Genomic DNA, 21843 nt, shown 5'->3' on the forward strand with positions numbered 1-21843 from the left:
CACGTTCTATATAAAATCCCCCAAGTTTCCCCTTTTCCTCATTAAGCAGTTGTAAATTGTTCTTCTTCTGTTGAGCCTTTTAAGGCAACCGTTGAAGACTGACCGCCAGAAATGACTTGCGCCACTTCATCAAAGTAGCCTGTACCGACTTCGCGTTGGTGTCTTGTTGCTGTATAGCCGTATTTTTCTGCGGCAAACTCCGCTTGTTGTAACTCCGAATAAGCCGCCATGCCGCGATCTTTATACCCACGCGCCAATTCGAACATGCTGTAGTTGAGCGCGTGGAATCCTGCCAATGTAACGAACTGGAATTTGTAGCCCATTTTGCCGAGCTCTTTTTGGAAGTTTGCGATTGTTTCGTCATCTAATTTTTTCTTCCAGTTAAAGGAAGGTGAGCAGTTGTATGCTAATAGTTTTCCTGGGAACTTTTCATGAATCGCTTCAGCAAAACGGCGAGCTTCTTCTAGATTCGGTTCGCTCGTTTCGCACCAAATTAAGTCTGCATATGGCGCATACGCTAAGCCCCGAGCGATCGCTTGGTCAAGACCCGCTCTCGTGCGGAAAAATCCTTCCGGCGTGCGTTCCCCTGTAATAAATTCTTGGTCGCGCGGATCGATGTCGCTCGTAATTAAATCAGCCGCATTCGCATCTGTCCGTGCGATTAAAACCGTTGGAACACCCATGACATCTGCCGCAAGTCGTGCAGCAATTAAGTTGCGGATCGCCGTTTGTGTCGGCAACAATACTTTTCCGCCTAAGTGGCCGCATTTTTTCTCTGACGAAAGCTGGTCTTCAAAGTGAACACCGGCTGCACCCGCTTCAATCATTGCTTTCATGAGTTCAAATACGTTTAGCTGCCCGCCAAATCCTGCTTCCGCATCAGCCACAATTGGCACAAAATAATCGATATCGCCGCTTCCTTCTAAATGCTGAATTTGGTCCGCCCGCTGCAACGCCTGATTAATCCGTTTCACCACATGCGGTACGCTGTTTGCTGGATATAAGCTTTGATCTGGATACATCTGACCTGCAAGGTTCGCATCGGCCGCTACTTGCCAACCGCTTAAATAAATCGCTTTTAGCCCTGCTTTGACTTGTTGAATCGCCTGATTCCCTGTTAATGCACCAAGCGCATGAACATAATCTTCCGTATTTAACAAATGCCAAAGTTTTTCTGCGCCCCGACGTGCCAACGTATATTCGATGTCAATCGAACCGCGCAATTTGATCACATCTTCTGCTGAATAAGGGCGCACAATTCCTTTCCACCGTTCATCCATTTTCCAGCTTTCTTCTAATTGTTTTACTCTCTCATCACGTGTCATTTTCGTTTCCCCCTTTTTTTGTCTATTCCCTGTCCTAAAGTAGATGGCTTTTCGATTGACGGAAATAGATTCATTTTCCTTTCTTAACATTTGAAGCATTGACATGACGCTCCATGCATAGAGACGTCAATGATTATTATTAATCCCCCCTTATTTGTTATAATACAATTTCGTTTATTTTCGTCTTTATTATATAACAGTACTTCGAAAAAGAAAACTGTTTTTTATAGAAAATTTAGATTTTAATCACATGAATGTTGATTATCCATTATTTTACTAAAAGCACAGAATCATATGGCTGAACACAAGCTTTTCTGCCTCTTCCCTCGAACAAGAACGCCGGCGGGCAAATTACATTTGCCCGCAAAGCGTTCATTGTTCGAGGAGGGCATGCTAATACTCCCAGTCGGCAAGCTAGCTTAGCCGACTACGGCAGAAAAGCTAGGAATAAAGCGATGTCAACTGGTTTTTAATGGTTAATCAACACGCCTAACAACGTGGTATTTTAACGTTTCCATCTTTTTATCGAGTTATTCCTACTTTTTGACTGTCGGGTAAGTCACAGACTTGCCTCCGACAGTCGAAAAAATGGGTAGCCTGCTTTTAATTCAGTTATAAGTTGAATCTTCCAATTGCATTTATATAAGTTGTAATAAAAAATTTCCGATTTTCGTTTCCCCATTTTCATCTCATTGCAAGCCGATATTATAACGTGGCGAGTAATCAGCTGGATGTAAAATAAAATTCCAACTTTAACAACACTCCTAATATTTTTATTTTTACGTTTTTTTTACAAATAATTAAACAAACTAAACGGAAAGTTATAACTATTTTAATATTTAAAAGATATAATCACTTACGTTATAAGAACAAATCTTTGAAAAAAGAAGGAGGAGGAGCAAAAAAATAGCCTGATTCACAAAAAAGATATGCACATATCAGCTCTATTATGTTTAGGAGGAGGGTAACATGAAAGGTATAAAAAAAATGGTTGCCGGCGTTCTAGTTGCGTCCGCTTTAATTAATTCGCCACCTGTTCTTTGGACAGCTGCGAACGCTAAAGTATACGCCGCATCTCAAGTAACCAAAAGTACTACGTCTAACTATCCCATTAATGTAAACGGATTAATGACAACAATCCATACCATTCAAACGAATGGACGTATTCTCGTTTCAGCCAAAGAGTTAGCACAACATTTTTCAGCTACATATACTTACAATAAAAAGCAAAAAAAACACTATATTTCTCGTAAATCTCCAAAATTAGAGATGATTCTAATGCAAAATAGCGAAACCATTATTGTTAATGGAAAGAAAAAAACATTATCGATACCTTCTAAACTTGTTAAAAACGAACTATATGTCGACGCAACACGCATGTCCGAGTTGTTAGGTGGACAATTGTTGATCGATCAGCAAGTGATGATTTTATCGACAAAAGGACAAGCTGAAACAAATAAATCTCTATTAACTTTTGATGGAACACAAAAATCGATCCGAACATTGTCATTCGACAAAACAACTTTATATTCGATTCACGATTTAGCTTCTGCGTTTGGTGCATCTGTTTCTTTTAATAAAAAAAATAAAATGATTACGATTTATGAAAAAAATAAACAAATACTATTAAACCCTTTTAGCAACACATTAAATGTGAACGGCAAAAAATCTAAAATGCCATCTACGCCAGTAGTGATTAAAGACGTGCCTTATGCTGATTTAACTTCTATTGTCAATGCATTAGGCGGTGACATTGAGGGAAGATTCATTGCCACAGCTGGTTTTTTAAAAGGATCAAATACAACCCCTCAATGGGTGAGCCCATCTCTCATATTGGTAAAAAATGAAGATAATTCTGTTTTAAAACTGATCAACATTCACTCAAGAAAAGTTGTCGCAACAATCCCACAAAGCGATGCAGTCGTTTCTCCAGACGGCAAATATGCAGCGTACGTTGATGACAACGGGTTATTATACACGATTGATTTAATGAATGGAAAAACAAAACAAATTAGTGACGACGATGATGTGAAAGTGGACTTAATTTGGTCCAAAGATTCAAAACGTTTGTATTTTATTCAAGGAAGCAATAACGATGTGATCTCCGTTGTTTCCGTTGATAGCGGAGTCATTACTAAACTTGTGGATGACAAAGTAAAATACAAGTCGGATCTTCTCCTTTCTCCAGACGGAACAACAATTTTATATACAGCAGCGAAAGAGGCAAAAACAACGTATACCGATAACCAAAATACAGATGTCGACTCAATCGACACAGCAGGAACGGATCCGCAGCTATTTATCGTGGATTTAACTTCTAATAATAAACAACCTGTGCAATTGACAAATTCGGCTGATAATAAAGTCGATAGCAACTTTGTTTCTAACAATCAAGTTATCTACTTAAGCGCAACCAACGACAAAACAAGCTTTCCTTCCTTGAAAATGCTTAAAGGCGGTCAGGAAGAAACGTTGCTAGCTAATAAAAATATTATAGATATTACTGTTTCAGACGGTACAATCTATGTCGTGATCGAAGAAGCAAACGGTACTTATACGATTCATTCATTAAATCCAGAAACAAAGAAATTAACACAGCTCGCTAGTACGAAAGAGATGATTACATCTTTATCCGTGTCCCCATACAATAAACAAATCGCTGTTACAATGCTCAGTCAAACAGGGGAAAAAGTGGCTATTTTAGAAAACGGTCAATTCGTAGATATTACAAAATAAGAAACAAGGAGTGGGAAACATGAAATTAAAAGCATTATTTAAAAGCATAGCAGCAGTAGCTTTATCTTCCGCACTATTAATCGGTTCATCATTTGCCGCCAATCACCAGGCAAACGCTGAACAAATGTCAGGAAAAATTGTCATTGCAGGGTCTACTGCTCTTTTACCATTAACTCAACAAGCAGCAAAAGAATTTAAGAAACTAAATCCTAAAGTGAAAATTGTCGTATCTGGCACTTCTTCTATCGCAGGACCACAATCGGTGTCTAAAGGAGTTGCTACAATCGGTGCTTGCGACTGGGATGCAACTCGTTCTGTAGGAGGATTCAAAGCCTATAGCGACTTAAAAGCTTATAAAATCGCTAAAATTCCATTTGCTGTAATTGTAAACAAAGATAATCCTGTGAACAACTTATCGATCAAACAGATTCAAGATATTTACGCTGGTAAAATTACAAACTGGAAGCAAGTAGGTGGAAAAGACGAGGAAATCGTTGTTGTAAACCGTGTGAAAGGTTCTGGAACTCGCGTTAATTTTGAAGATAAAATTCTAAATGGAGTAGATATTAAAACTTCTGGTGATAACTATATTGAAGTTGGTAAATCTGGAGATATGGTAAATAAAGTAAAAAGTAATCCGAACGCTATTGGTTTTGCAGACTTAGCATATGTAAAAGGTGATATTAAAGCTGTATCGATTAACGGTGTACAAGCTTCAACTGCAAACGCTGCAAGTGGAAAATACGTCTTTTATGGCTATGGCTATTTGTTAACAAAAGGTGAAGCAAAAGGTGTAGATAAAGCATTCATTGACTACATGTTGAGCAAAAAATTCCAAAACGGTTCATTGAAAAAATTAAAATTCATTCCAGTAAAATAACAAGCGAAGTAAATCTATACCAGCCTCTTGAAAGCCCTAGAGGCTGGTGTTTTTACTTGTTTTATTTAGGAGGATCTCTATATTATGGAGCGACTATCAAACAATTTATCAAAAAACACAGCACAATCTTTTAACCTCATGCGTTCTCAGACAAAATGGACAAAAACATATGTTCACAACCATTTATTTCGCTATCTTTGTGTTTTTAGTGCACTATTTCTAGGAATTACGCTGTTTTCTATCGTGATATTTATTAGCAAAACAGGCTTACTTGTATTTAAAGATGTTTCCCTTTCAGAATTTTTCTTTTCAACAAAATGGGATCCAGAAAACGGAAAATATGGTGCAGCTGTCTTTATAATGGGGACCATATATTTGACAGCCATCACCTTGGCTATCGCCACACCAATTTCTTTATGTATCGCTATTTATATCGCTGAAATCGCTCCTAATTCACTAAAGAACACTATGCGTTCTCTGCTCGATTTATTAGTAGGTATTCCGTCAATTGTATACGGCTATTTAGGATCGACTATTTTAATTCCTCTTATTCGGAAGGTAACAGGTGCTACTGTCGGCGATGGAATTCTCGCAGCATCTCTTGTACTGACAATTATGATCTTACCAACCATTACCCGCATCGCCGATGATGCCATTTGCTCTATTCCAAAGGAATTGCGGGAGGCAAGCTACGCCTTGGGAAGTACAAAATTTCAAATGATTACAAAAGTTCTACTGCCTGCCGCTAAATCAGGAATTTTAACAGGTATTATTCTCGGAATGACTCGTGCGCTTGGAGAAACAATGGCAGTTGTAATGGTTATAGGAAACGTAGCTCAGTTTGGCTTTAATTTAATTACACCAACAAGTGTATTAACAAGTAATATCGTCATGCAAATTTTGAATGTTGATTTTGATTCCACATGGAATTACGCGCTATATATGATGGCGTTTTTACTGCTCATGATGTCGATGATTTTTATTATCCTTATCCGTAAAATGCGCCCTAAAGGAGTAAAATAGTATGAAACAATCGCTTTTCCATACTCATAAAAGAAATATCTCAAAAGCTATACACTTTAACAAAATGATGACGTGGATCGCTACAGGAATATCAATATTTATATTTTTTCTCATTTTTTCGCTACTTTATATCATTTTAAGTAAAGGGCTTCCGAAAATGTCTGTTCATTTCCTTATCGGCTTACCTGAAGAAATTGATGCAGGAGGTGGCGTAGGTCCGTTTTTATTAAACTCATTCTACATTCTTATTCTTTCATTGATAATGTCTTTACCAATTGGAATTGGGACAGGGATTTTTCTAGCAGAATATGCGCCTAATAATACATTCACAGAATTTGTACGCACTTCTGTCGAAAGTCTTGCTTCCGTTCCTTCTATTGTGTTTGGATTATTTGGATATGTTTTATTTGTAGAATATTTCCAAATAGGTGTTACAATCATCGGTGCATCGGTGACATTAGCTCTGCTGAATCTGCCAGTTTTAGCTCGAGTAACTGAGGAAGCGATCACAGCTGTACCGAAAGAACTTAGAGAAGCTTCGTTTGCTTTAGGAGCAACCAAATCTAAAACCATTCTTAAGGTTGTTCTTCCAGCGGCGATGGCTAGCATTTTAACAGGAATTAGCCTAGCTGCTTGTCGGGCGTTTGGGGAATCGGCCATTATTCTTCTAACAGGAGGGACATCAACGTCCGGAGTCATGTGGGATTTCAATCCTCTATCCGAAGGAGGGACATTACCTGTCCATTTATGGTATGTCCAATCAGAAGCGCTTGTAGAGGATGCCCAAGAAATTGCCAATAAATCAGCAGCCATTTTAGTGGTGATTACACTACTGATCAGCACGACGATTCGTTTGCCGCTATGGATAAAAGAAAAGATCTCACAATTAAAAAATAGATGATCTTGTGTTAACAACCCACCGACCATCTCATAACCTCAGTCATCACTAAATATCATAATATACGAGCATCCCAAAAGGTTTGACATATCCTTTTGGGATGCCCTTCTTTCCAAGTAATTTAGTTCCTTTCACTATATTTTTGTTTTTCTAAAAAAACCATTCGTTCAAAAATGGTCGGATGTGTATAACGGAATATTTTCACAAAAACTGGCGGATTGACTTCGCTTAAACCTGCTTTCGTTAATTTCTGAAAAGCAGAAATTGCCGCATCCGGATCTTTTGTCAGTTTAATGGCATACTCGTCAGCGGCATGTTCCTCATATCTCGATACCATATTGACAACAGGGCTTACGGAAAAGTTGAGCACAGAAATGACGAGCAAAAACATCGGAAGCGAGGCGAGAGCGCTTATTTTATGAAGATGAAAGTATTCTCCCCATCTGCGAATGAGCCAGTTCATCACCCGCCCCGCCACGAACAAACCAGCAAACGTAAGAACGATATAGCTGGCCACTCCCCAATACACATGCTTCATGACGTAATGCCCCATTTCATGCGCCATAATAAACAATACTTCCTTTTCCTTCAATCGCTGTAATGTCGTATCCCATAACACGATGCGGGCATGAGAGCCGATTCCGGTTACATAGGCGTTTAAGGTGTTCGTTTTTTCAGACATATTGACTTCAAACACATGATCAGACGGAATATGGGCTTTTTCCGCCAATGCCAAAATTTTGGCCTCTAGTACCTTATCTTTTAACGGATAAAAATCGTTATAAAGCGGATCGATCACAACCGGTTGAATGAACATAAAAAAGATCGTAAACGGCACCGACACCATCCACGCGTACAGCCACCAACGCTTTTCAAAGCGGCGAATGAGCCCGTACAACACAACAACGATCAAAAACAGCATCACGGTATTAACTAAAAAATCCATGGCCTCATCGCGCATCCAACTAAAAACCGACTGTGTACTGACGCCATATGCCCACGAAATGCGATAGCTTATAAAATCAAACGGCAGCGTCAGCACTGTCATAATAATAGAAAACCAAAATACATAAAAAGCCACTTGAAGTACAAACCATTTCGTCGCTTTCTCCGACCATGTTTGCAGCGCTTTTGCCATCCCTAGCCATAACACCGCCAAATAAGCGAGCCAGTCATAAGGAACAGACACGAAAAATAAAAAGTTTTTCCACTGCGAATATTGCTCGCTTAAAACTTGCTCGCTCGGCGTTAAAAACGTTGCCGGATCCGCGCTCGTTCCTTTCCATTTGGAAGGAATGGACGAATCGGCAAACGAAAATAAATACCATGCGATTCCTATACAATACAAAACATAAATGATGATCGCCCAACCGATGATTTTTTTCATAAAATCCTCCTTTTTATGGACAACGCTACTATTTTAGTTTAATCCTTTTTCTTTCGATTAGAACGTCAGACAAAATTCAAAATCATGATTCGTTTTTCTTTTCATTTTCATGTATGATAAAAACAAGGGGGTGACTCGCGTGAAAAAAATTTATTGGACGTTAGGTAGCTTGTTTGTCATTTTCGTAGGTGCTGGCATTTTTTATTTTTCTGTATATCGCCAGTGGCAAATGGAGCTTCCTCGCAATATCACGATGGAAACGGCATGGGGAGACGAATATCGTTTTAGCGACATGAAACCAAAAGTGCGGCTTCTTGAGTTTATTTATACAAATTGCCCTGATATTTGTCCAAATACGACATTTGAAATGACAAAACTCCGCCAAAAGTTAGAACAACAACATGTATTTGGCAACAAAGTCGAGTTTATCACAATTACAATTGATCCAAAACGCGATACACGTGAAAAACTGCAAGCATACGCGAAAACGTTTGGCATTCAACCGCACGATCAAGGATGGATATTGCTCCGCGGAAGTGAAAAAGATACAAAAAAAGTGGCCGATGCGTTTGATTTTCAATACCGTGACCCTGGAAACGGCATGTTTATTCATACAACATATACATATTTGCTCGATAAAAACAACCGGGTGATTGAACAATTCGGCATGGGCAAAAAGGGATTTAACGTTCAAGATGTATATAAAACAATTATGGATGAAATACAATAAAACCACCGATGAGATCGGTGGTTTTTCTAAATCAACGCATATAGACTTAAAACCGCAACAGAAGCCAGCACAACGACAATAACGTTCGCCCCGAACCAAGCGGCCACAAAGGCGCTGATAAATCCGAGAACGCCAAACCATATATCTTCATGAATAAAAAAAATGCCCGGCACAATGAGCGCTCCTAACGTCGCATACGGAACGTTTTTTAACACCCCTTGCAAAAACGGTGGCAGCTTCACCCGATGGAAGACAGCGAGCGGAAGCATGCGCGGAATGTACGTCACAAGCCCCATGCCAAGAATCATCCAAGCGATTTCACTACGCATCATGTTTTCCCTCGCTTTCTTTTGCAATATATTGAACGATGACCGCTGCCAAGAGCGTCGCTATAACAATCGCCCATCCTTTCGGCAGATGAAATACTAGCAACAACAACGAATTTACTACCGCTGCTAACCCAGCAAGCCATATCGTTTTTCGCTGCTTTTTGAGCGATGGAACGAGCAGACCGATAAACATCGCATACAACGCAACCGACATGCTCTCTTGCAAACTTTGCGGCAAGCTTGCTCCGACGAGATGGCCAATTCCTGAATTCACAACCCAGCTCCCGTAAGACAACGCAATGAGGCCAAACATATACGCAGCGTTAACATTTCCCTCTTTCGTCGCCGCTACCGAAAACGTTTCATCCGTAATGCCGAACGCATATAGCGCTTTTTTCCATAATGCATCATGATCCGCTTTTTCGTTTAATGAGGCCGTCATCAAGAAATGACGAATGTTTAAAATAAACGTCGTCAGCACGATTTCGAATGTCCCTGTGCCGAGTGACAACAAATTAAGCGCAATGTATTGCGAAGCGCCAGCAAAGACAATCATGCTCATCATGACCGTTTCGGTGAGCGTCAGCCCCGTCGTTTTCGCCAGCAGCCCAAAAGTGAGAGCGATCGGCATATAACCGATGGCAATGCTTACCCCAGCTTGCGCCCCTTGACGAAACGATGACAATTTGTTTGTCGCTAAAATTGTTTCCACGTTTCTCCCGTTACAGAAAACTTATAAGACTTTATAAGAAACTTATAAAGATCTATGTTTCCTTCCTTGTTCATCGCACCCGATTTCGCCAAGGCTACTTTCGTTTGGTATAGTGCTCCGAAGGCTTTAACTCCCCACGAACGAATGGGTACATATCCATGATTGCGTGTGGTGCTAAACCATGGACTTGACGTAATTTTTCAAGTTGATGCTTGCATTCAAGTCCCGATCCATTTCCATCCCGCATGCTTCGCAATGATACGTCCGTTCCGATAACGATAACTTCTCTTTCACATGACCGCAATTGCTGCACATTTTGCTTGAAGGATAGAAACGATCGGCAACAACCAACTTGATTCCACGACGTGCACATTTGTACGTCATTTGTCTTTTAAATTCATGGAATGTTTGTTCTTGAATCGCTTTCGATAGCTTGTTGTTTTTTAACATCCCGCTTGTGTTTAAATTTTCCATCACGACATACGCTGGTTTGGCTTTCACCAAAGTAGTCGTAATCTGGTGGGTATAATTTAACCGGATATTTTTCAGCCTTCTTCGCTTTTTCCGAGCAAGGAGTTCTAACTTTTTGATGTTTTCCGTTTTTCTGTAACGGAATTCACCTCCTTTGGTTTGGATTTTATTCATTTCATATTTTCGCGACAGCTTTCTTTGTAGTCGTTTGATGCTTTTTTCCAGCTTTTTCACTTTGGGCGTTTGGTTGATGTTTTTGAACGTCCTCCCACTGCTTACCGTTGCTAGGTTTTTTACGCCTAAATCGACACCGATGCCTTCGGTGTAGGCTTCATACTTCACTTCAACTTCTTCCACACCGATGGTTAAAAACCAATGCAGTCCATCAAATACGATCCTTGGGTTCGTATATTTCACGTGCTTTCCATGCGGAATTTTTCCTTTTTCGGCTAGCCGAATCCAATTCAGCTTTTGTTTGTTTTTCTTTCTCGAAGTGATGAGTTTTTCTAATTTCACATGTGTTTCTGTGATTTTAATTTTTTCCGTATCTTGATAAAAACTCGGTCGGCTGCGCTTTTTCGTTTTAAATTTCGGAAACTCCGCTCTACCTTCAAAAGAGTTTGTATAGGCGTTGCATGCGTCTTTGATTGCTTGTTTCGTGATGTTGTTGGAATATTGATTCAGCCACGCAAATTCTTCCGTTTTTTTGAGTTGCGTAAGTCGTTTTCTAATGTTGTCATCCCCTAAGAATTTACCGCCATGTTTATAATTTTCTTGTTCTTGTGCTAACGCAAAATTGTACGCCCATCTGGCAACACCTGCGCATTGAAAGAGCTTCGTCTTTTGCTTGTTGTTGGGCAGAAGCATGACTTTGTACGTTTTGATCATCTTCTCCCAGCTCCTTCGCCATTTTCTTGGCTTTGTTTTGTAATTACAAATATCATAAATAATCATGAGGTTTTTGTAAATATTTATAAATTTATAACTGACAGTTGAAAGCCCCCTATTTTTTCAATTTTCGCAAAATTCGTTCCATTTTTCAATAAAATAAAAAGAAGATGCCCTAAAAAGGACATCTTCTTTCACGTTTCCGTCGCTGTCAATTGTTCTTTTAACGCTCTTCGCAAAATTTTTCCGGTCGTATTTTTCGGAAGTTCCTCTAAAAACTCGATCGAGCTTGGAACTTTATATTTCGCTAAATGCTCGCGACAATATTCGATCAATTGTTCTTCCGTTAAATTCGGGTTTCTCGACACAACAAAGCATTTGACTGCTTCGCCGAAATTTGGGTCCGGAACGCCAATGACCGCCGCTTCTACAACATCTGGATGGCTGTATAATACCTCTTCCACTTCGCGTGGGTACACGTTATAGCCACCGACAATAATCATATCTTTTTTCCTGTCCACGATGTAAAAATAGCCTTCCTCATCCATTTTCGCTAAATCGCCTGTATACAACCAACCGTCGCGAATCGTGTGCGCCGTTTCTTCCGGCATGTTGTAATAGCCTTTCATCACGTTTGGACCGCGCACAATAAGCTCTCCTACTTCCCCGACTGGAACTTCCTCACCAAATTCGTTCACAACTTTATTTTCAACGTTCATAATGCTCGTACCAATCGAGCCTGGTTTTCTCGGACGGTCGAGCGGATTAAAGCACGTCACTGGGGACGCTTCGGAAAGTCCGTACCCTTCCGAAATAATCACTTTGAATTTTTGTTCAAAGTTTTTCAGTAGTGCGACCGGCATGGACGCCCCGCCAGAGATGCAAAGTCGAAGCGTCTGCAAATCTTCCGCTTTTCCTTCTTCATATTGATAAAGGAAATTGTACATCGTCGGTACACCAGCAAAAATTGTCGCTTTTTCTTCTCGTGCAAGCTGAAAAATTTTCGCTGGGCTAAATTTCGGAACGATAAGCACTGTTCCCCCGTTCATCAGCGGGGCATTTAACGCAACCGTCAAGCAAAATACATGAAACATCGGCAATGTCGCGATGACGCGGTCTTCTCCATTAATTTTCAAATAGTTCGCCGTATCTTGTGCATTGCTGTAAACGTTTTTATGCGTCAGCATCGCCCCTTTCGGCTTACCTGTCGTACCGGACGTATATAAAATGACCGCTACGTCGTCATCTGCCAACTCTGGTCCCTCGAAATGAACATCCCCTGTTGCCAACACTTCTGTAAACGATTTCATTTTTCCTGTCAATGAAATCCCTTGTTCTTTTCCTTGTGGTGTTTCACAAACAATGACATGTTCTACTTTCGGCAGCCGCGCTGCCATTTTCACAAATAATGGAACGAGCAAATCTAAGCCAATGACCGCTTTCACGTCCCCATTGTTCAAAATGTAGCCAATTTCATCGGGAGTATAAATCGGGTTAATCGGAATGACCGTCGCTCCTGCCCGCAATGCTCCATATAAACCGATGACAAAATACGGAGAGTTTCCCAATAATAATGCAATATGATCCCCTTTTTGAATGCCGAGGTGGCGCAACCCGCTAGCAAACTGCGATACTGCCGCATTTAGCTCGCCATATGTACGCCGCTCCCCTTCGTATACATACGCCTCCTTATCCGGCAACTGCCCTGCCACCTCTGCCAACCGTGAAGATAAATTCATCAAACTCCCTCCCCCATTTACTTTGTGAATGAATAATCATTCATTTTACAATTAAAAAAATTCTAAATATATTATATTTAAAAAAAGAACCATAAGCAAGGGAAAGGGGAATGAAATAGGATAATTACTCAATTTTTTCGCCGCTCTTTTATGTAAAAAGGTACTATAAAAAAACAGTACTTACCTATTCCTCCTACCATTGTTAACATATATGCGTAACCAAAATCATTCAGGGGGATAGATAAATGAGCTATGATCTTAAAGAACTATCTATGACCGAATTAGAAATGATTGAAGGAGGGATTAGCTTTTCAAAAGTTGTTAGTACCGTAGCCTACTATGGATTTGTTGGTGGAATAGGAACAATCGGTGGATTAGCTGGTGGAGCAATTGGCGGACCAGTAGGTGGAGCAATCGGAGCAAGAATAGGTGCAGCCGCTGGAACAATTGTTGGTGGATATGTTGGGGATCTAATCTGGAAGGCGACCCACTAATGGCTAGTAAGTTTTTTTATTTGTTCATTGCATTTTTGATTGCGTTATTTCTTGAATTATATGTAGAAACGAAATTTAAAATTAGGCAAAATATTATAAAAAGGCTAGGTCGTTTCCCAACTATCACCATTTTATTTGTCCTTATCATATCCATCCATTATATTGCAGCAGCGATTGACCAAAAAATAGTCGAACATCCTTTATTTATTTATATTATTGTTGTATTAATCGGCTATTTTATTCCAAAGAAAGGAGATCAATTGTGAGTAATTATGTAGAACTAAATGAAAAAGAGTTAGTAGAAGCATATGGTGGAGGGCTTGCTGGCGCGCTTATTGGCGGCTTTCTCGGCGCGGGGATTGGATTTACAGCAGGATATGCTACAGTAATTGCGGGACTCGTATCAGGGAAAATGACAGGAAAAGAAGCAAGAGGAGTGCTAAAAGATATGTCAATGGGTGGATTTGGGATAGGGGCTACAATCGGTGGCGTTTCACCTACCCCGTAACATTGTTGACAAAAGTGGCTCAGCCAAAAGATCGTCTTTCTTCGAGAAAAATACAATAGTTGTAAAGGTGTTTCACGCGTATATATGGTTATAAGAAGGGGTGCCCTGTTACTTTTTGGACACCCTCTTTTGCCGCTCATGGCAAAGGAATATATCCATTATGAAACTGTTTTTCTTCTATCTGCAGCAAATAATACGACATTAATTCTAACATGTAATCCCTCTTCGCTTTGTCAACATTCAACATCAATCCTTTATAGTCGTGTTCAGAGATCAAACCGATTTTCCATTGTTTTTCGTAATAGTCTTGCTCTGACAGCGTTTGTTGATACACATCATATGCATCTTCGTATTTCGCATATAAACGATCAAATTCATTATATCGTTTAGCTAAAAATTTTTCTAGATTTTTCGCTGTCGCATTCAATTCAGCCTCTGCCATTTTTACATACTGCTCCATTTGTTGCTTCTCGATTTGGTTGGTTGCCTGCTCTTTTTTATCATTTGCTAATTTGAGACTTTCTTGCTTCTTTAAATAGGTGAAGGAACGCTGAAGAAGATTCTTCATATCTTTTGGGTTCTCGATTTTACGAAAAAATGAATCTGGGACAGATTGGAATGTAACTTGCTGTGTCATCGGGATATTTAAGTCTATTTTTAGTTGGAGCTCTAGAACTCCCCTTTCTTTCTGAACATTTTCGATCTCCTTCCTCTTATTTTCCCATTCCCGTTGCTTTTTTCTCAACTCGTCTTCACTCGCCTCTCCTATCTTAACCATTGCTTCTACTCGCTTCACGTCGTCTGCTAAAAATTGTACTTCCTTTTGTAAGTAGGCGATTTGTTCATCGTATGACAAAATGGAAATATATTTTTTCGCAAGTTGATATCGAATGAACTCTTTTGCTTCTTGTTCATCTATTTTCGTTACGTTTTGGTTGCTTTCTAACTCCTTTATGAGCAATGCTAGCTGTCTTTTCTTTTCTTGTATATCTTTTTGCAAAGCCTTTATTTGTTCTTGAGAAGCTTGATAGTTTTGCTGAATGATTATATTAAGCGATTGGTTAATGCCGATCTGAATGGCAATTTGTTGATCAATGATTTGCTTTTCTTCTTCGGATGCTTTCTCATAGTTCGGATATAGTGTTAAAAAATACTCTCTTGTCGTTGGTAATAACTTCAACGGCTCTAGCGTAGGTTCCTTGAGCTCATTTAAGCTTTCTCGAACAGTTTCTTTTTGTGCATTTAGCATCGCCCATTTATACGTATAAACGAGAACATCGTTTGATTGCTTTACACCTTCGTCTAAAACATAATCCAATGTCAATTGTCTTGGGATTACTTCACTCGCCTTTACATGCATAGGGAAAAGAACAAATATGAGTAAAATAAAACTTAGCTTCATCCTCAACATAACTTCTCCCCTAACTAAGCAATAGCGTGCTAAAAACAAAAGCGTTCCAAATGACATGATAAATAATTGAAGTGTATAATGACTGCGTTAATCGATAAAGTACGACAGTAATTACCCCTATAATCGCCCCATTTACAGGATAACCGAAGTGTGCTAATCCAAATATAATTGAAGACACAACAAGCCCTACATAAAAATGATACTTTTTCTCTAAAAAACGATGAAGAACGCCACGGAATAGCAGTTCTTCTTTAATTGGCGTAACAAGGATAACAGCTAACCCAATAAGAACGAATTCGAACGTGCTTTGCGCTCCTTGAAGCCCCATCACTTTTTCTTGCGCTTCCGGATTTTCAAATCCAATCACACGGAATGAAATAAATTGTACAGCGTACGTTATGAAAATTGCCAATAGGATATACAAATACGTTTTCCATTCATAAATTGCCTTTTTATCGAAACTCCCTCTAAGAAAAACACGAACTTTTTTAAACAAGAGAAGTGCTATCCCAAACATAAGCGCATCAATAAAAAGCCCTACGTACCCTTGAAGTGCATTCAACAATCTTTCATTATTTGTTACACCGCCAATAATGCCAAAAATAACTCCAACCGCAAACGACATTCCCAAAAACGAAAGGAAAAATAAAATCATCGTTTTCCACGAAAGAGCCTGTCCTTCTTTTTTTTCCGTTACTAATGATTGTTCTTGCTCTTGTTGTAATAATTCACTCATTTTTCTCTCTCCTATTCTTTTAAATTTATTTTTTCTAAAATATAGTGCAAAATCTTTTTCGAATCTGTGACAACAAGCGCCTCTGCTTGCATTCCGACTTTAATCTTTGCTTTTTTTCCTTTATAGCTCCGTAAAAATTGATTTTGAACGGTTGCTTCTACGATATAGTAGCTCATCCCATCCTCTGGATTAACCGTTGAATCTGTGCTTATTCTCATAATTCTTCCTTCAAGCTCCCCGTACTCTCGATATGGGAGTGCAGCAAAATGATAGTTTACTTTATCACCAACTTTCATTTTGCTTATATCTTTATTCAGTACATAAATGATCATTTTATATTGGGACTGGTGATCTGGAATCACAGTTAAAATCGGGTCATTCGGATGAATCATATCTCCCTCATTGACGGTTTTAATGGTATTGACAACTCCATTAATCGGCGCGGTAATGCGATAATTTCGAAGTTGAACAAGAACGTCATTGAGTTTTCCTTCAAGATCTTTTACAAGTCTTTCTTGCTGCTTGATCGATTGGTTAATCTCTACCAATTTATCTGTTTTGAATTTTTCTAATGAGGTCTTTTCTAAGTTTTCTTGCAAAGAAATTTCTTGATTGAGAGATTGCGTTTTCTGCTGTAAGTCATTTTTTAACGATTGAATTCCTTGTAGCTGTGGCTCGATTGTACTCGCTTTTTGCAGTTTTTGCAGTTGGACATTCATTTCATTGAGCTTCTGTTTGTTCGTTTGTATATCTAACCGAACCGATTGTAATTTCCCATTAATATAATTTTCCAACTCTAATTTAGCCAGTTCATACTCTATTTTGCTTTGTTCAATTTTACTCTTTGGAACATATTGCTCTCCTAAAAAAATCAATCTGTCATACTCATTTTTCTTTTGCTGTACTGTTTTTTGCAGTTTAAGAACAGTATTTTGAAAGTCCATATATTGATTTGCATAAACAGACGTTGCATTCGTAAAGTAATTTTTATTTTCTAAATAACACTTTTCAAGTAATTGCAGATCACGGACGATATTACTTAAACGTGCGATTTCTTTATATAACGATTGGATCGTAAGCTCTTGCTCTTTTTGTGTGGCAAACAGCACTTGTTCTTTTTCTTTCGTTTCGTTTTGCGAACGATTCACATCTTGTTTTTCTTTCATTAATCCAAGACGAATTTGTTTCAATTCACCACTTAATTTTTCATAGTCTACTGCGTACTTCATGTATGCTTCATAATAGTCATTATCGTTTTTCGTAAACAAATTTTTATGTTGCTCAACACTTTTTTTAAACGTACGCAGTTGCTCTAACTCTTCTTTCGCTTCTTGGAGCTGTTGCTCAATCATTTGTTTTTGAACATCAAGTTCGCTTGCATCTAGCTCGAGCAATACGTCTCCCCTGTGTACTTTCTCACCTTGTACATAGTTCACTCGCTTCACTTTTGCAGATACAGGCGTCTGAATCGTGCTAACGTTTTCATTTGGTCGAACAACAGCCTTCGCTTTCGCAACAATATCCATCTCGCCAAAATAAGCCCACACGATAAACGACGCAACAAACAAACATAACAAAGAAATAAAAACAGGAACAAACGGATGCGGTTTTGCTTCTAGCAATTCTCTGCTATCCGTTAACTCATTCATCTCTCGTATATAAGCGTTCATGTTTAACACCCTTTACATTGTTGCAATTGGACTTGGTTCATGTGGAATTTGGTTTTTCCATAGTTCATAATACTTTCCTTTCATATTCATCAGTTCATCGTGTGTCCCTGTTTCAATAATTTCACCGTGCTCCATCACATAAATTTTGTCGCATCTCATAATTGTACTTAAACGATGGGCGATAATAATGGTCGTCATCTCACGGCAATATTCATAAATCGTCTCAGATATTGCTTTTTCCGTTGTAGAATCAAGATTGCTCGTCGCTTCGTCCATAATTAAAATATCAGGTTTTTTTAAAATGGCTCTTGCGATAGCTAAACGTTGTTTTTGTCCGCCAGATAAATTAGACGCGTTTTCCTCAAGCATCGTTTGATAACGTAACGGCAAATGATTGATAAATTCATGCGCATGACACACTTTCGTTGCAGCAATAATTTCCTCTAATGAAACTTCCCGCTCCATCCCTAAACATAAATTTTCTTGAATCGTTCCACTAAAGAAAAAGTTTTCTTGCGGAATATACGCAATTTTTCGTCTTAATCGTTCTAAGTTCATATCCTTAATGTTGATATCATTGATTAAAATATCGCCCTTTTCATAGTCATAAAATCGCATAAGCAACTTCACAAGCGTTGTTTTTCCCGATCCGCTCTCGCCGACGAGTGCTATTTTTTCTCCTTGACGGATATGAAGGTTAATATTTTTCAATACGACATCTCTCGTTCCGTAGCGAAATTGTAAATCTCTAATGACAATGTCGCCTTTTAAACTTTCTACTTTTATTTTTTTCTCTTCATCTTTCGATTTTTCGATTTCTAAATCTAAAATTTCCCCTAATCGATCCGCTGCAACAACGGCTGATTGGATCATCGGCTGTAAATTAATTAAGTTTTGGATCGGTTCAAGAAAATAAGCTAATAGAGCGTTGTAGGCAATTAGTTGCCCCACTGTCATGTTTCCTTTTAGTACTTCATTTGCTCCAACCCAAAGAATGATGATTCCTCCGACAAGTTGCAAATATGTTTTTAATGATGATTGGAAATTGTTTATCATCCCATGCGAAAACACAGTTTTTAAAAAGGAAATAAACTTTTGCTCTGTTTTAAACTTCGCTTCTTCTTCCGCATTATACGCCTTTACCGTCTCAATTCCGTTCATTGACTCTACAATATAAGATGTTAACTCCGTGTTTTTCTCCATTTCTTTTCTATTGACATTTTCAAACGGTTTATGGAATGCCCATACAATCAACGCATATAACGGAACTAACAAAACAGTAACACCGAACAGAAAGGAATTTTGTGCATATAAAATCGCTCCACCGATAATGACCATGAACGTATCAATCATGATCGTTAATGTTGCTCCAGAAATCGCATCTCGAACCTTTGAAGCATCCATTAATCTCGAAATAATTTCTCCTACTTTTCTCGTATTGAAAAAATTCATCGGCAACGATAAAACGTGATGATAATATCCTAAAACGAGTCCAAGATCTAACTTTTGGCTTAAGTAAATTAAAAGATATGTACGAAATGCGTTTAACAACACCTTAAATGTATATAAAACGATCATGCCTATGGATAAAATATGTAGCGTCTTTTCAAGGTTTTCCGATAAAATATCATCAATCAAAAACTGGAAATAAAATGAACCGACAACCCCTAATATCGTAAATAAAACACTCGCTAAAAAAATTTGCAATAAAATGCCTTTTTGCGGCTTAAGCATGCCAATGAAACGCTCAAATAATCCTTTCGTTTCATCCCTTTTTTCAAATGTCGGAGCTGGTACGAGCAATACAAGAATCCCCGTCCATATTTGAAAAAACTCCTCAGGCGACATTTTCTTTAACCCTTCGGCAGGATCGGCAATAACAATTTCTTTGTTTGTAATTTTATGAATGACAACATAATGCAATAAACTTTGATTCACAATGACATGAGCAATCGCTGGTAACGGAAAAGGTTGAAAAAGGCTTTCTTGATTGCCTCGAACCCCTTTTGCTGTAAACCCAAGCTGCTCCGCCGCTTTAATTAAACCGTATAAATTCGTTCCTTGCTTATCTGTACCAGCAACTTCTCTTATTTTCGATATCGGCACTTTTAACCCATATTGCTTGCATACCGTAGCCAAACAAGCTGGTCCGCAGTCTTTGATGTCGTGTTGTTTGATACAGTAGTATTTGTTGAAAAGAGAAAACATATTGACTACACCTCTAAACTAAATGGGCAATCATTTAAACTATTTTTCAATAGCTTGAATATATTCGTTATTTTTCATCAAGATCGCTCATTCTAAAATGTAAATACAAAATGAACATACATACCGTTAAAAGAATTGCGTTTATGTTTATTTCATTTCCTCTCAAAAGAGAGTAAAAAAACGAAATCAATCCATAATTCTTTTTAAAAGTTTTATTGCTTCATCATAAGGCTTATACAAAAATATCACTCTATCTCTTGACCATGATTCTCTCTTTTATACTTGTTATAATAATGCCTTGCAAAAAACAAAGATGTAAATCCAGCAATAAGAAACAACCCTCCTAAAATAGCTTCCATTAAATTGTTTAAATCGCTACGATACACCAAGATTTTTAGCACAACTAATACCCCGTATATTGTAAGGGGTATTCCTGATAACAAAAAATATAGAAACCATTTTTTATTCGTCATATTATTTGTCGCTACTCCTCAAAAAATCATCTGGAAGCGAAGCGGGAATGTAATAGTTAAACTTCCCGCTTTTGTAAACAATTATTTTTTAAAAGCCCCTGCAATTGTTGAGTACGCTGCGACTTGTAATCCCATTCCAACAGCTGCAGATGCCACAGCGCCAGCTCCTGTTGGCAGTAAAAATGCTGCCGTCACATAGGAACCAGAAGCAGCAGCCAATATCGTAACTCCCTCAGCTAGTTGCCACCAATTCACTTTAAGTAGCGAATAACAGTAAAATCACCACATTAATTGGTATACTTGCAATTGTAAAGATCCCGATATACTCTTTGGGATTTCTCCCCCTTTTTTTAGTCAAAAAAAACTCTAATCCTAGATTACTAAGCGTGATTAGTATAACGAGCCACATAAAGAGTGTTTTATTCCCGTTATATAGTGAATTTACAAAAAGAGGGGAGAGAAGTACAAGAAACGTCAGTTGCTGAAAACTTCCTCTTGAAAAAAGGCTTATTCCTTCTTTTTTAATCATTTCAAACAACCCGCTGCAGCCGAAGCGCCCAACCATGCTCCACCTACGAAAGTACCAAGCACCCAACCTACTGGTCCACTTACACCAGCAAGAGTCATAAGCCCTGTAAACGCTGCCGTATGAGCAAATGCTGCAACAGAGACTTTCCCGCAAGCACTAATTCCTCCATCGATTGATATTAGCTCATCAACTTTTAACTCTTTCATGACCATCCCTCCATAATTTTCAAATTACCGTGTACACCTACCATTCTATTTTTGTTATCAAAAACTGTAAAGTACTAATTTTTTTAGTACCTTGAACCTTTATGTGAAATAAAAGTAAAATTTTCAAAAAACATATTGAACTCAATCAATATGTCACGCTATGATGAATCCGTCATTTTTTACCTTTGCATCCAAAGGAAGTGATCGTATTCATAAGTGGGTCGCATGCTCGGGGTTGGCTTATATTTATTGCACCGTCAAAAAAGCAGACAGTCTCAGTTTATGCCTTATGACCAACCACTTTTTGATGATGTAAGTTGGGATATCGTGTATCCGGTGCCGAAAATGCTTGTTGTCCACTTCGGGCATATACATAAGCAGGTGAATGATGAAATTCAACGCTTTTCATTTCAAAATCTAATGGAATCTGGAGACGAGATAAATGATCGAGTTCAAGGGAATGTTTATTTTCATTCTTTTGGGTTTAACG

At 38.6% G+C, this 21843-nt stretch carries 21 protein-coding genes and 1 pseudogene; 9 read left to right on the forward strand and 13 right to left on the reverse strand.

Going from position 1 to position 21843, the window contains the following annotated elements; translation table 11 throughout:
- Positions 1-41: 41 nt before the first annotated feature.
- A complete protein-coding gene (aceA, locus tag M4I42_RS12420; RefSeq protein WP_268852450.1) occupies positions 42-1325 on the reverse strand; it encodes an isocitrate lyase in 1284 nt (427 codons plus the stop codon).
- Positions 1326-2294: 969 nt separating this feature from the next.
- Between aceA and M4I42_RS12425 the strand changes: the two genes are divergently transcribed.
- The 4 genes from M4I42_RS12425 (at position 2295) to pstA (ending at position 6865) form a co-directional block, all read left to right on the forward strand.
- Positions 2295-4061: a stalk domain-containing protein gene (locus M4I42_RS12425; protein WP_268852451.1), complete on the forward strand. Its 1767-nt coding sequence runs from the start codon at positions 2295-2297 to the stop codon at positions 4059-4061.
- A 19-nt stretch (positions 4062-4080) separates the two neighbouring features.
- Positions 4081-4941 carry a phosphate ABC transporter substrate-binding protein gene (locus tag M4I42_RS12430; RefSeq protein ID WP_268852452.1) on the forward strand — a complete coding sequence of 287 codons (861 nt, stop codon included), beginning with the start codon at positions 4081-4083 and terminating at the stop codon, positions 4939-4941.
- A gap of 84 nt (positions 4942-5025) precedes the next feature.
- A complete protein-coding gene (gene pstC / locus M4I42_RS12435) occupies positions 5026-5964 on the forward strand; it encodes a phosphate ABC transporter permease subunit PstC (RefSeq protein WP_268852453.1) in 939 nt (312 codons plus the stop codon).
- 64 nt (positions 5965-6028) lie between these two features.
- Complete coding sequence (pstA, locus tag M4I42_RS12440) at positions 6029-6865, forward strand: phosphate ABC transporter permease PstA (RefSeq protein ID WP_442864109.1); 837 nt, start codon at positions 6029-6031, stop codon at positions 6863-6865.
- Positions 6866-6983: 118 nt separating this feature from the next.
- Here pstA and M4I42_RS12445 read toward each other — a convergent pair whose 3' ends face one another.
- Positions 6984-8249, reverse strand: a complete 1266-nt coding sequence (locus M4I42_RS12445) for a M48 family metallopeptidase (protein WP_268852455.1) — start codon at positions 8247-8249, stop codon at positions 6984-6986.
- 139 nt (positions 8250-8388) lie between these two features.
- Between M4I42_RS12445 and M4I42_RS12450 the strand changes: the two genes are divergently transcribed.
- Positions 8389-8979: an SCO family protein gene (locus M4I42_RS12450; protein WP_268852456.1), complete on the forward strand. Its 591-nt coding sequence runs from the start codon at positions 8389-8391 to the stop codon at positions 8977-8979.
- A gap of 26 nt (positions 8980-9005) precedes the next feature.
- Here the strand turns inward: M4I42_RS12450 and M4I42_RS12455 are convergent, their stop codons facing one another.
- From M4I42_RS12455 to M4I42_RS12470, 4 genes are all read right to left on the reverse strand, one after another.
- The gene (locus M4I42_RS12455; protein WP_268852469.1) at positions 9006-9308 is read right to left on the reverse strand and encodes an AzlD domain-containing protein; all 303 of its coding nucleotides are present in this window, start codon (positions 9306-9308) and stop codon (positions 9006-9008) included.
- Positions 9301-10020: an AzlC family ABC transporter permease gene (locus tag M4I42_RS12460; RefSeq protein ID WP_268852457.1), complete on the reverse strand. Its 720-nt coding sequence runs from the start codon at positions 10018-10020 to the stop codon at positions 9301-9303. Before M4I42_RS12460 ends, M4I42_RS12455 begins: the two co-directional genes overlap by 8 nt.
- 174 nt (positions 10021-10194) lie before the next feature.
- The gene (locus tag M4I42_RS12465) at positions 10195-11379 is read right to left on the reverse strand and encodes an RNA-guided endonuclease InsQ/TnpB family protein (RefSeq protein ID WP_268852458.1); all 1185 of its coding nucleotides are present in this window, start codon (positions 11377-11379) and stop codon (positions 10195-10197) included.
- 194 nt (positions 11380-11573) lie between these two features.
- Positions 11574-13118, reverse strand: a complete 1545-nt coding sequence (locus tag M4I42_RS12470; RefSeq protein ID WP_268852459.1) for a fatty acid--CoA ligase family protein — start codon at positions 13116-13118, stop codon at positions 11574-11576.
- A 245-nt stretch (positions 13119-13363) separates the two neighbouring features.
- Between M4I42_RS12470 and M4I42_RS12475 the strand changes: the two genes are divergently transcribed.
- Genes M4I42_RS12475 through M4I42_RS12485 form a run of 3 tightly spaced genes read left to right on the forward strand, consistent with a single transcriptional unit; the run spans position 13364 to position 14120 of the window.
- The gene (locus M4I42_RS12475; RefSeq protein WP_268852460.1) at positions 13364-13612 is read left to right on the forward strand and encodes a bacteriocin, lactococcin A1 family protein; all 249 of its coding nucleotides are present in this window, start codon (positions 13364-13366) and stop codon (positions 13610-13612) included.
- The gene (locus M4I42_RS12480) at positions 13612-13878 is read left to right on the forward strand and encodes a hypothetical protein (protein WP_268852461.1); all 267 of its coding nucleotides are present in this window, start codon (positions 13612-13614) and stop codon (positions 13876-13878) included. Before M4I42_RS12475 ends, M4I42_RS12480 begins: the two co-directional genes overlap by 1 nt.
- The gene (locus tag M4I42_RS12485) at positions 13875-14120 is read left to right on the forward strand and encodes a hypothetical protein (protein WP_183254252.1); all 246 of its coding nucleotides are present in this window, start codon (positions 13875-13877) and stop codon (positions 14118-14120) included. Before M4I42_RS12480 ends, M4I42_RS12485 begins: the two co-directional genes overlap by 4 nt.
- 136 nt (positions 14121-14256) lie before the next feature.
- On the opposite strand, the gene M4I42_RS12490 is transcribed toward M4I42_RS12485, so the two are convergent.
- From M4I42_RS12490 to M4I42_RS12520, 7 genes are all read right to left on the reverse strand, one after another.
- The gene (locus M4I42_RS12490; protein WP_268852462.1) at positions 14257-15531 is read right to left on the reverse strand and encodes an S-layer protein; all 1275 of its coding nucleotides are present in this window, start codon (positions 15529-15531) and stop codon (positions 14257-14259) included.
- Between the two features lie 10 nt (positions 15532-15541).
- Complete coding sequence (locus tag M4I42_RS12495) at positions 15542-16267, reverse strand: CPBP family intramembrane glutamic endopeptidase (protein ID WP_268852463.1); 726 nt, start codon at positions 16265-16267, stop codon at positions 15542-15544.
- 11 nt (positions 16268-16278) lie between these two features.
- Complete coding sequence (locus tag M4I42_RS12500) at positions 16279-17937, reverse strand: HlyD family efflux transporter periplasmic adaptor subunit (protein WP_268852464.1); 1659 nt, start codon at positions 17935-17937, stop codon at positions 16279-16281.
- A 12-nt stretch (positions 17938-17949) separates the two neighbouring features.
- Positions 17950-20145, reverse strand: coding sequence for a peptidase domain-containing ABC transporter (locus tag M4I42_RS12505; RefSeq protein WP_268852465.1), 2196 nt, complete (start codon positions 20143-20145; stop codon positions 17950-17952).
- Positions 20146-20390: 245 nt separating this feature from the next.
- Complete coding sequence (locus M4I42_RS12510) at positions 20391-20618, reverse strand: hypothetical protein (protein WP_268852466.1); 228 nt, start codon at positions 20616-20618, stop codon at positions 20391-20393.
- 81 nt (positions 20619-20699) lie between these two features.
- Positions 20700-20837 carry a hypothetical protein gene (locus M4I42_RS12515; RefSeq protein WP_268852467.1) on the reverse strand — a complete coding sequence of 46 codons (138 nt, stop codon included), beginning with the start codon at positions 20835-20837 and terminating at the stop codon, positions 20700-20702.
- 306 nt (positions 20838-21143) lie between these two features.
- Positions 21144-21353 (reverse strand): hypothetical protein, encoded by a 210-nt coding sequence (locus M4I42_RS12520; RefSeq protein ID WP_268852468.1) that lies wholly within the window; start codon positions 21351-21353, stop codon positions 21144-21146.
- A 225-nt stretch (positions 21354-21578) separates the two neighbouring features.
- On the opposite strand from M4I42_RS12520, the pseudogene M4I42_RS12525 reads away from it, so the two are divergent.
- A pseudogene (locus tag M4I42_RS12525) lies at positions 21579-21843 on the forward strand (alpha/beta hydrolase family protein); the annotation flags it as partial.

The organism is Anoxybacillus sp. J5B_2022 (genome assembly GCF_026847645.1).
GTDB lineage: Bacteria > Bacillota > Bacilli > Bacillales > Anoxybacillaceae > Anoxybacteroides.

Bases quoted from the DNA above. Each gene is read 5' to 3' on its own strand.
- aceA (WP_268852450.1), bottom strand. From the start codon at position 1,325: ATGACACGTGATGAGAGAGTAAAACAATTAGAAGAAAGCTGGAAAATG.
- M4I42_RS12425 (WP_268852451.1), top strand. From the start codon at position 2,295: ATGAAAGGTATAAAAAAAATGGTTGCCGGCGTTCTAGTTGCGTCCGCT.
- M4I42_RS12430 (WP_268852452.1), top strand. From the start codon at position 4,081: ATGAAATTAAAAGCATTATTTAAAAGCATAGCAGCAGTAGCTTTATCT.
- pstC (WP_268852453.1), top strand. From the start codon at position 5,026: ATGGAGCGACTATCAAACAATTTATCAAAAAACACAGCACAATCTTTT.
- pstA (WP_442864109.1), top strand. From the start codon at position 6,029: ATGATGACGTGGATCGCTACAGGAATATCAATATTTATATTTTTTCTC.
- M4I42_RS12445 (WP_268852455.1), bottom strand. From the start codon at position 8,249: ATGAAAAAAATCATCGGTTGGGCGATCATCATTTATGTTTTGTATTGT.
- M4I42_RS12455 (WP_268852469.1), bottom strand. From the start codon at position 9,308: ATGCGTAGTGAAATCGCTTGGATGATTCTTGGCATGGGGCTTGTGACG.
- M4I42_RS12465 (WP_268852458.1), bottom strand. From the start codon at position 11,379: ATGATCAAAACGTACAAAGTCATGCTTCTGCCCAACAACAAGCAAAAG.
- M4I42_RS12470 (WP_268852459.1), bottom strand. From the start codon at position 13,118: ATGAATTTATCTTCACGGTTGGCAGAGGTGGCAGGGCAGTTGCCGGAT.
- M4I42_RS12475 (WP_268852460.1), top strand. From the start codon at position 13,364: ATGAGCTATGATCTTAAAGAACTATCTATGACCGAATTAGAAATGATT.
- M4I42_RS12480 (WP_268852461.1), top strand. From the start codon at position 13,612: ATGGCTAGTAAGTTTTTTTATTTGTTCATTGCATTTTTGATTGCGTTA.
- M4I42_RS12490 (WP_268852462.1), bottom strand. From the start codon at position 15,531: ATGTTGAGGATGAAGCTAAGTTTTATTTTACTCATATTTGTTCTTTTC.
- M4I42_RS12495 (WP_268852463.1), bottom strand. From the start codon at position 16,267: ATGAGTGAATTATTACAACAAGAGCAAGAACAATCATTAGTAACGGAA.
- M4I42_RS12500 (WP_268852464.1), bottom strand. From the start codon at position 17,937: ATGAACGCTTATATACGAGAGATGAATGAGTTAACGGATAGCAGAGAA.
- M4I42_RS12505 (WP_268852465.1), bottom strand. From the start codon at position 20,145: ATGTTTTCTCTTTTCAACAAATACTACTGTATCAAACAACACGACATC.
- M4I42_RS12510 (WP_268852466.1), bottom strand. From the start codon at position 20,618: ATGACGAATAAAAAATGGTTTCTATATTTTTTGTTATCAGGAATACCC.
- M4I42_RS12520 (WP_268852468.1), bottom strand. From the start codon at position 21,353: ATGAAAGAGTTAAAAGTTGATGAGCTAATATCAATCGATGGAGGAATT.